This is a genomic window from Rhodococcus sp. 14-2496-1d, from assembly GCF_002259365.1.
GTDB lineage: Bacteria > Actinomycetota > Actinomycetes > Mycobacteriales > Mycobacteriaceae > Rhodococcoides.
In genome coordinates this window covers 38,565-45,847 of record NZ_NPFV01000026.1, presented here as the reverse complement: position 1 = coordinate 45,847, position 7,283 = coordinate 38,565, and the positions used below count along the sequence as shown (strand labels likewise).

Sequence of the window (7,283 nt, the reverse complement as noted above, 5' to 3'; positions counted from 1 at the left end):
GGTTCATGAGACGTACCACCCAGCTGCGATCACGAGGGTGCAGATCAGACGCATCGCGAAGTAGCCGCAGACAGCGGCGGCCGCGATCAGGACGTAGGCCACCCGCTCGTCGGTCATCACGCGGTCACCTCGACCGATGCCAGCCACAGGTACAGGGCGTCGCGGACGTGCTTCGGGAGTGCGTCGGCGGTGACCTCGCTGATCGGTGTGTCACTGCTGCCCTGCGGTGATTGCTCGACGACCGCCTTGCCGAGTGGCGACTTCTTGTCGACAGCATCGATCTGGATGAAGTACCGCTCGTTGACCAGGCCACGCTTCGCGTTGACCTCGGACACGATCACTTTCATGTCGGACATGTCATGCCTCCGCTACGTTTTCGAGGACACCCTCGAGCAGGCTGAGTTGGTATGCGATGTGGGTGATCAGCTTGTGTTGATCACGGTCGACGTCGGTGTCGGCGAGCTGGTCGACGGCGGACTTCGCTGCCCGGCGGATCAGATCGGCGTTGTCGATCAGCTGCGCGCGCTTCGCCTCGCGAGCCATTCGGACTGCGCGGCGGCCGTTGATGACGCCGACGCAAGCGGTGTCAGCCATGAGCCACCGCCGGCGCTGCGACAGGTGGCCCGGTGACCTCCGAGTGCGGGGGCAGGTATGCGACGCGGAGTTTGTCGCCGGGCTGCATCCATCGGTCGTTGACTGCCTGCCACAGGTGCAGGCCGTCGAGCTCACCGCGGTACACCACTCGGCACGGGTACACCGTGTAGACGGTCTTGCCCTTCTCGTTGATATGCGGGACGAGAAGTTCGACGCCGTGTGGTCGGTCCGTCGGTGTCGCGGCGGCCGGGATGTAGCGGTCGTACGCGAGCTGCGCGTCGGCGGCCATCGCGTCGGAGAGCTGCTGCGACCAGTCGGGGGTATTGTTGCTGGTGCTCATCAGGATTCACTCGATTCTTCTGGTGAGTAGACGGGCCTCGCGGGCAATGCGGGGCCCGTTACTTGTCGGTCGAGGTAGGTGGTGACCGGTGGTGGCGGCGACCCGGGTCTCGGTCAGCCGCCACCACCGGGGCCTGAACCATCGGGGGCCGCAGTGGGATTCAGCGCGCCACCGTGACGGTCAGACGGCCCGGCAGGTTTCCCCGACGAGCGGCTCTTTAGATGCTGGCCAGGCTTCGGAATCTCCGGCTCCGTGCGCAGCGCATCGTTGCCGTAGAGAGGGTGGGACTGCTGGACTATCTGCTGGATCCTCTGCATGGCGGCATTTCCACGCTGTACCGGCGACATCTCGTGCGCCGTGTCAGCGGCGATTTTCAGCGGTTCGAGCGGGAGCACGTCTACTTCCGCGAGCTTCGACCAACCCACCCGCGCAGACAAGTCGTCTGCCGTATCGAGCACAATGCGGAGCGCCGTCTGCAGGCGTTCGATTCGCTGATCCAGTTCGACCGCAACGGCATCGAGACGGTCGGCACCTTCGGAGAGGAATCCGACGCGGTCGACGTAATCCAGGTCCTCGATCGCGCGGATCGCGTCCCGCATCCACAACGTCGCCAGGCGAGCCGCGTCCCGAACGTCCTGCGCACGCTGGCGTTCGTCGTCGCGGCGTGCCATCTCGTCTTGCATCTCAGGCTGCGCCTGGCTGGCTTCAGGCCTGAATGGCCGGCGCTTTCGCTTGTCCGGCGACAGCAGGAACCGCAGGCCGTCCCGCTCCGGCGCGCTCACACCCAGCTCCGCAGTGCCGCACCAGCGAGCATGAAGACGTCGAGGATCAGCACGCACAACACCGCGCCTGCCGTACAGGTCCCGAGCAACCACAGCGCGAGGCTGCGCGGAGATCGGTTGCGCTGCATGGCAATCACGCGATCACCTCTGGCGTCGCGCTCGGTTGCGTGCGTAGCTGTTCGATGTCCGATCGATTGAATCGATAGTGTCCGCCGGGGGTCGTCACGGCCGGATGAAGTTTGTTCTGCGCAACCCACCTACGGACTGCCGACGAATCGACGTGGAGTGCCTGCGCAACTTCGGAAGTAGTCACGAGATCGTTTTGCGGCATGTGGGAACAGTCGCACATAGTGCGAATCGCGTCAAGCGTGAGTCACGCTCAAGTGTTGGTGTAAGTCACAATCGTCACGTGTTGCACGCAATGCACGACTACTAGATACTGATTGGCATGAGCACACAGATGAGTGACATGGGCTGGGTCCCCGAAGCCGATACCTTCGGCGCTCGGCTTGCGTTGGTTCGTCACCGAATGAAGTGGAACGCCAAAGAGGCCGCGCTCGCGTGCGGCGTACCTCAGGGCAGCTGGCGTGAGTGGGAGTTGCGCGAGCGCCTTCCACGAGACTTCGCCGGAGCGGCGAGCAAGATCGCCGCGACCACCGGCTGTGACGAGTACTGGCTCATCACCGGACGACAAAGCCCCCGTCCGGATGGAGATCCGAACGGGGGCTTGACGGTGCGCCATCAGGGATTCGAACCCCGGACCCGCTGATTAAGAGTCAGCTGCTCTAACCAACTGAGCTAATGGCGCCGATCCGCACCGCGTGTTCTCTGCGGTGCGGGAGAAACATTAACAGCAGATACCGCCAGATGTGAAATCGGCTGGTCGGAGCGCCTGCTGACTCAGTTGAAGATCCGGCGAACCACGAGAACTGCCACCACTGCGCCGACTCCGAGGAGAGTGAACTTCACTGCCGGCTCGTTGAGCTTGGCCACCACGGACTGCTTGGTATTGGCGACGATGTTCTTGGGGCTGGCACGGACGCTCAGCTCGTCCAGGGTGCTGGCGAGCTGATTGCGAGCGGCCTCGATCTCGCGCTCGATCCGGTCGGTGTCCTTGGCCACGTGTCCTCCAACTTGTTGCAAATAGTCTCGGTCGCAGTCGAGCCTAGAGCACGACGACATTTCGATAGTCTCGTGCGGTGACCGAATACAGCAAGCTCGAGCCGGGCGACACCGCTCCGGCGTTCACCCTGCCCGATGCCGACGGCAACGACGTCTCTCTCGCCGACTATGCAGGCAAGAAGGTGATCGTGTACTTCTACCCCGCCGCGAGCACCCCCGGCTGCACCAAGCAGGCCTGCGACTTCCGGGACAGCCTTGCCGAGCTCAACGGAGAAGGCCTGGAAGTCATCGGCATCTCCCCCGACAAGCCAGCCAAGCTCGCCAAGTTCCGCGACAAGGAAGAGCTGACGTTCCCCCTGCTCTCCGACGAGGAGAAGACGACGTTGCAGGCGTGGGGCGCATTCGGGGAGAAGAAGAACTACGGCAAGGTCTACGAGGGCGTCATTCGCTCCACGTTCCTCGTCGACGAGGCAGGCAAGATCGAGGTGGCGCAGTACAACGTCCGGGCCACCGGCCACGTCGCCAAGCTTCGCCGCGATCTAGCTGTCTGAGTCCTCACTGCCGGACCCGGCCAGTCGCTGCAGGAACAACGCCTCGGCGACGGCCATCTTCTCGATTTCCGACGGATCCACGCTCTCGTTGGGAGCGTGGATCCGACACCGAGGTTCCTCGACGCCCATCAGCACGATCTCGGCGTCCGGCAACACCTGAGCCAGCGCGTTGCACAGCGGAATCGACCCACCTTGGCCGGCCGTCCCCATGGGATGCCCGAATGCCTCCTCCAACGCCTCGGACAGCGCCGCATATCCCGGCCCGTCGGTCCCGGCTCGAAACGGCGATCCGATCGCTTCACGCTCGACGGTGACGCGCGCATTCCACGGCGTACGCGCCTCCAGATGAGCCACCAGGGCATCCTGAGCCCGCTGCGGATCCGTTCCAGGCGGTACCCGCAGATTGAGCCGTGCCGACGCACGAGGCGAGATCGCAGCAGCAGACCCCACCACCGGTGGACAGTCGATCCCCAGAATCGTCAGAGCGGGCCGCGCCCACACCGCCTCCGCTACCGAGCCCGAGCCGGCCAGCCCGACGCCGTCGAGTACCCCGGCATCGGCACGGAACTGCTCGGCGTCGTACTGGACCCCGTCCCAGGTCTGCGTTCCGTCCAGACCGTCGACCACGGTGTCTCCCTGCTCGTTCCGCAACGTGGAGAGCACCTGCACCAAGGCTGCGAGCGCATCGGGAGCAGGACCGCCGTACATTCCGGAATGCACTTCTCCTGCAAGCGTTTCCACGTGCACTACTACATTCGCGATACCGCGAAGCGTGGTCGTCACCGTCGGCGATCCCACCTTCGTGTTCCCGGTATCGCCGATGACGACCATGTCTGCGACGAACAGTTCGGGTCGCTGCTCCACGAGCGCTTCCAACCCGCCCGTGCCCATCTCTTCCGAACCCTCGCAGATGATGCGCACGCCGACGTCGAGTGACTCCCCCAGTGCCCGTAGCGCCAGCAGATGCATGATCACGTTGCCCTTGCAGTCCGCCGAACCCCGCCCGTACCAACGGCCGTCCCGTTCGGTCAGCTCGAAAGGTTCACTGTTCCACAGTGTTCGGTCACCCGGAGGTTGAACGTCGTAGTGCGAGTACAGCAGAACGGTCGGCGCTCCCGCGCGAGCCGGCCGCGAACCGACGACCGCCAGTGAGCCGTCGACCGTCTCGATCAGTTGGACGTCGGGAATTCCCGCGTCGACGAATGCCCGTTGCACCCACTGCGCCGCACCGGTGCATTCCTCGACCGGAAACTGCCGAGGATCGTGCACCGAGGCGAACCGGACCAACTCTGCCAGCTCCGATTTCGCTCGGGGCATCTGCGATGCGATTGCAGATCGAACGTCGACGGGTCGCGAATCGGCGGGCATGAATCCTCCAAACGAGAAAATGACAGACGGGCCGTAGCCAGTCTGTCATCACTCGTCATACGAAACCGTTCACCGTCAGCCGCCGGAGAGCTCCTGATGAATCCACTCACCGGTTTGCTGCCAGTGCCGATCCCACGCTTCCTGTTCGAGCTGTTCGGGCGACTTACCCGGCTCCGGAATGGGAACGGGAACGGTGAATTGCGGAGGGGCCACCGTGGTCGTTGCCGGCTGCGGAGCCGCCACGGCCTGACGTGGCGGATCCTGTGGCACCCAAGGCTCAGTGGTCGGTGCGGGCTCGACAACCGCCCACGGGTCCACTGTCGGGGGAATCGCCTCGGTCGGGGGAGCAATATCCGGTGCCGGTGGAACGACGGCCGCAACCGGGTCGGACGTGGTGGGGCCCGCCTGCCGAGTCGCCCCCACCAGATCCGTACCGGCGTCGCGTCGATCGACGCTCTGTTCGGCAGTCGTCTCGGATTCATCCGGCAACGTCGCAGCGACCGCGACACCTGCAGAGAGCACCCCGGCCAGCAGCACTGCGGCGAACACGAGCTTGCGCCCGGAGCCTGCCGACCGGACCGGCTCGGCCCCGACGACCGACCGCACGGCAGGCACCGGAAGCGGCGCTACCACCCTGTCGACATCCGCGTCCGCCGCTACCTCTGGATCGGACTCCGCGGCCTCGACGACGGCGATCCGGGCGTCGATCTCTTCCGCTTCCACGACCTCGGTCTCGACGGCCTCGACCTGCTCCGACTCCTCGGTCGCCACCGGCGGTGCGGCCACTGCTGTCGGCTCCTCCTGATGTGCCAGCAGCGCAGCTCCCCGCGCTGCGACCTGGTCCGCATCACCCACGCGCACCACGGGAACGCCGAGTCCGAGGGACAGGATGTCGACCAGGTCTCGACTACTGGACCGGTCGCCGAACAACGCAACGAACTCGGGCTTCTTGCCGGATTGATCGACCACTTCCCACGCCAGGGGGATGGTGCTGCCGATGCGCTCGGGCGACATCGAGTCCAGCGCAGCAGTCTTCGCCGGCGTGATCGAGGCGTCGGCTGCGTCGGCGAGAGAAATGGAGACGCCCGTGTCGCCCATGTAGTACAGAAGCACGGTCTTCGCGTCGGCGAATTCTTCCGAGGTTGCCAGCCAGCCGAGGAACGACTCGGTCACCGACGACAGCACTGCCGGTTCGTCGCCGAGGGCATCCGCGAACTCCGCGCGCTCCTCCTCGGTTCGATACACCACTCCCACTGCGTCCACGTCTTCGTCGAGCGTCGCCGCCTCGCTGCGCATCGTCTCGATCGCGGCGGTGAGAACCGAGGCGGCGTCGGGATCGAGCGGGGTCGTCCGGTCGGCGAGAACCTCGCCCGAGGTCGGCTCCAACAGCACTGTCTGCATCGAGCCAGATTCGATCGCTATACCAATAATTGCCATGGCAGTCTCCCTGTGCTCAGGGTGGAGGCACCCGACCATGAACGTCGTTCAGCGGTTCTGAATGACGATCACCCTGCACGGAATTTGATTCTGTTACCTAAACCATACCTGTTGACGGTTAAATTGGCCCAGATCGGTCTTGGAGTTTGTCACAGTATGAGGATCCGGCGTTTGTAATCGACCCCAGGATTCTTCGAAACCCTAGGCTGGAACCCGCCTGTTCGAGCCAGATGCGCAGCCTGCGGGCGTGACCTCGCGGACCGTTGTGGATATCGAGCACCCGCGCCGGATAGCCTGACCGGGTGGAATCCTCTGCTCGTGCCCAGTCCTCGCGCCGTCTCGACGCCGCGCTCGAGTCGACGGCACAGACTCAGGAGCTCATGCCGCGACGGCGTCCTACCCAGGAACGCAGCCAGCGCAAGTTCGACGCGCTACTGCAAGCCTCACGCGAGTTGCTCAGTGACGTCGGTTTCGAGTCGTTCACCTGCGAGGAAGTCGCGTCGCGCGCCGAACTCCCGATCGGCACGCTGTACCAGTTCTTCGCCAACAAGTACGTCATCGTCTGCGAGCTCAACCGCCAGGACCTCGTCGGGGTGCAACAGGAGCTCGCCGAGTTCGACGGCGAGGTGCCGTCCCTGGACTGGGTGCGCTTCCTCAACAACTTCGTCGACCACATGGCCGGCATGTGGATGACCGATCCGTCGCGCCGCGAAGTGTGGCTCGCCATGCAGTCGACACCGTCGACCCGCGCAACCGGGGTGATCCACGAGCGGGAGTTCGCCGAGCAGGTCTCGCGCATGCTCGGACCGCTCACTCCGCGCACGCCTCGGCATCGCCGCAACCTCATGGCTCAGGTGCTGGTGCACATCGTCTACTCGATGCTCAACTTCTCCGTGCAGGACGGCCAGAGCCACGAGGACGCCGTCGCAGAGCTCAAACGCATCATGATGGCGTACCTGCTCGTCGCCGAGAAGGAGAGCAGGCGCTCCGGCGGCTCGGCGAGCGACACCGACCAAGCCTGAGCAACCCGAGCCCGCACAGACGAAAGGCCCGCCCGATCACCTGGATCGGACGGGCCTGACTCGTTGT

12 protein-coding genes and 1 tRNA gene are annotated in these 7,283 nt (G+C 64.7%); 3 read left to right on the top strand and 10 right to left on the bottom strand.

The features are described from left to right. Positions 1-116: 116 nt before the first annotated feature. The 6 genes from CH296_RS18960 to CH296_RS18940 all read right to left on the bottom strand — a co-directional run bounded on the left by CH296_RS18960 (position 117) and on the right by CH296_RS18940 (position 2,047). Positions 117-356, bottom strand: coding sequence for a hypothetical protein (locus CH296_RS18960; RefSeq protein WP_094685506.1), 240 nt, complete (start codon positions 354-356; stop codon positions 117-119). 1 nt (position 357) lies between these two features. Then, positions 358-594, bottom strand: a complete 237-nt coding sequence (locus tag CH296_RS18955; protein ID WP_094650267.1) for a hypothetical protein — start codon at positions 592-594, stop codon at positions 358-360. Then, on the bottom strand, positions 587-934 hold the full coding sequence (locus CH296_RS18950; protein ID WP_094685505.1) for a hypothetical protein: 348 nt from the start codon (positions 932-934) through the stop codon (positions 587-589). The genes CH296_RS18955 and CH296_RS18950 overlap by 8 nt, the downstream gene beginning before the upstream one ends. A gap of 113 nt (positions 935-1,047) precedes the next feature. Then, the gene (locus CH296_RS18945) at positions 1,048-1,716 is read right to left on the bottom strand and encodes a hypothetical protein (protein WP_094685504.1); all 669 of its coding nucleotides are present in this window, start codon (positions 1,714-1,716) and stop codon (positions 1,048-1,050) included. Further along, positions 1,713-1,853, bottom strand: coding sequence for a hypothetical protein (locus tag CH296_RS29005; protein ID WP_179277773.1), 141 nt, complete (start codon positions 1,851-1,853; stop codon positions 1,713-1,715). The genes CH296_RS18945 and CH296_RS29005 overlap by 4 nt, the downstream gene beginning before the upstream one ends. Continuing rightward, positions 1,850-2,047, bottom strand: a complete 198-nt coding sequence (locus CH296_RS18940; protein WP_094685503.1) for a helix-turn-helix domain-containing protein — start codon at positions 2,045-2,047, stop codon at positions 1,850-1,852. Before CH296_RS18940 ends, CH296_RS29005 begins: the two co-directional genes overlap by 4 nt. A gap of 117 nt (positions 2,048-2,164) precedes the next feature. Between CH296_RS18940 and CH296_RS18935 the strand changes: the two genes are divergently transcribed. After that, complete coding sequence (locus CH296_RS18935) at positions 2,165-2,485, top strand: helix-turn-helix transcriptional regulator (RefSeq protein ID WP_094685502.1); 321 nt, start codon at positions 2,165-2,167, stop codon at positions 2,483-2,485. On the opposite strand, the gene CH296_RS18930 is transcribed toward CH296_RS18935, so the two are convergent. Both CH296_RS18930 and CH296_RS18925 read right to left on the bottom strand, forming a co-directional pair. Then, positions 2,451-2,524 (bottom strand) — tRNA-Lys (locus CH296_RS18930). The two genes, CH296_RS18935 and CH296_RS18930, sit on opposite strands and share 35 nt — an antisense overlap. A 92-nt stretch (positions 2,525-2,616) precedes the next feature. Further along, positions 2,617-2,838: a DUF3618 domain-containing protein gene (locus CH296_RS18925; RefSeq protein ID WP_032375974.1), complete on the bottom strand. Its 222-nt coding sequence runs from the start codon at positions 2,836-2,838 to the stop codon at positions 2,617-2,619. Positions 2,839-2,915: 77 nt separating this feature from the next. Between CH296_RS18925 and bcp the strand changes: the two genes are divergently transcribed. After that, entirely contained in the window at positions 2,916-3,389 is a 474-nt protein-coding gene (gene bcp / locus CH296_RS18920; protein WP_032375973.1) for a thioredoxin-dependent thiol peroxidase, read from the top strand. Here bcp and CH296_RS18915 read toward each other — a convergent pair. Together CH296_RS18915 and CH296_RS18910 are read right to left on the bottom strand one after the other, a co-directional pair. After that, on the bottom strand, positions 3,378-4,757 hold the full coding sequence (locus CH296_RS18915; RefSeq protein ID WP_094682694.1) for a dipeptidase: 1,380 nt from the start codon (positions 4,755-4,757) through the stop codon (positions 3,378-3,380). The two genes, bcp and CH296_RS18915, sit on opposite strands and share 12 nt — an antisense overlap. Before the next feature lie 75 nt (positions 4,758-4,832). Beyond that, the gene (locus CH296_RS18910; protein ID WP_254924326.1) at positions 4,833-6,194 is read right to left on the bottom strand and encodes a hypothetical protein; all 1,362 of its coding nucleotides are present in this window, start codon (positions 6,192-6,194) and stop codon (positions 4,833-4,835) included. Between the two features lie 380 nt (positions 6,195-6,574). On the opposite strand from CH296_RS18910, the gene CH296_RS18905 reads away from it, so the two are divergent. After that, positions 6,575-7,216: a TetR/AcrR family transcriptional regulator gene (locus tag CH296_RS18905; RefSeq protein ID WP_373453980.1), complete on the top strand. Its 642-nt coding sequence runs from the start codon at positions 6,575-6,577 to the stop codon at positions 7,214-7,216. Positions 7,217-7,283: the final 67 nt, after the last annotated feature.

What these genes read in the sequence shown, in the direction of transcription:
- CH296_RS18960 (WP_094685506.1), bottom strand. Translation starts at nt 356, where the DNA reads ATGTCCGACATGAAAGTGATCGTGTCCGAGGTCAACGCGAAGCGTGGC.
- CH296_RS18955 (WP_094650267.1), bottom strand. Translation starts at nt 594, where the DNA reads ATGGCTGACACCGCTTGCGTCGGCGTCATCAACGGCCGCCGCGCAGTC.
- CH296_RS18950 (WP_094685505.1), bottom strand. Translation starts at nt 934, where the DNA reads ATGAGCACCAGCAACAATACCCCCGACTGGTCGCAGCAGCTCTCCGAC.
- CH296_RS18940 (WP_094685503.1), bottom strand. Translation starts at nt 2,047, where the DNA reads ATGCCGCAAAACGATCTCGTGACTACTTCCGAAGTTGCGCAGGCACTC.
- CH296_RS18935 (WP_094685502.1), top strand. Translation starts at nt 2,165, where the DNA reads ATGAGCACACAGATGAGTGACATGGGCTGGGTCCCCGAAGCCGATACC.
- CH296_RS18915 (WP_094682694.1), bottom strand. Translation starts at nt 4,757, where the DNA reads ATGCCCGCCGATTCGCGACCCGTCGACGTTCGATCTGCAATCGCATCG.
- CH296_RS18910 (WP_254924326.1), bottom strand. Translation starts at nt 6,194, where the DNA reads ATGGCAATTATTGGTATAGCGATCGAATCTGGCTCGATGCAGACAGTG.
- CH296_RS18905 (WP_373453980.1), top strand. Translation starts at nt 6,575, where the DNA reads ATGCCGCGACGGCGTCCTACCCAGGAACGCAGCCAGCGCAAGTTCGAC.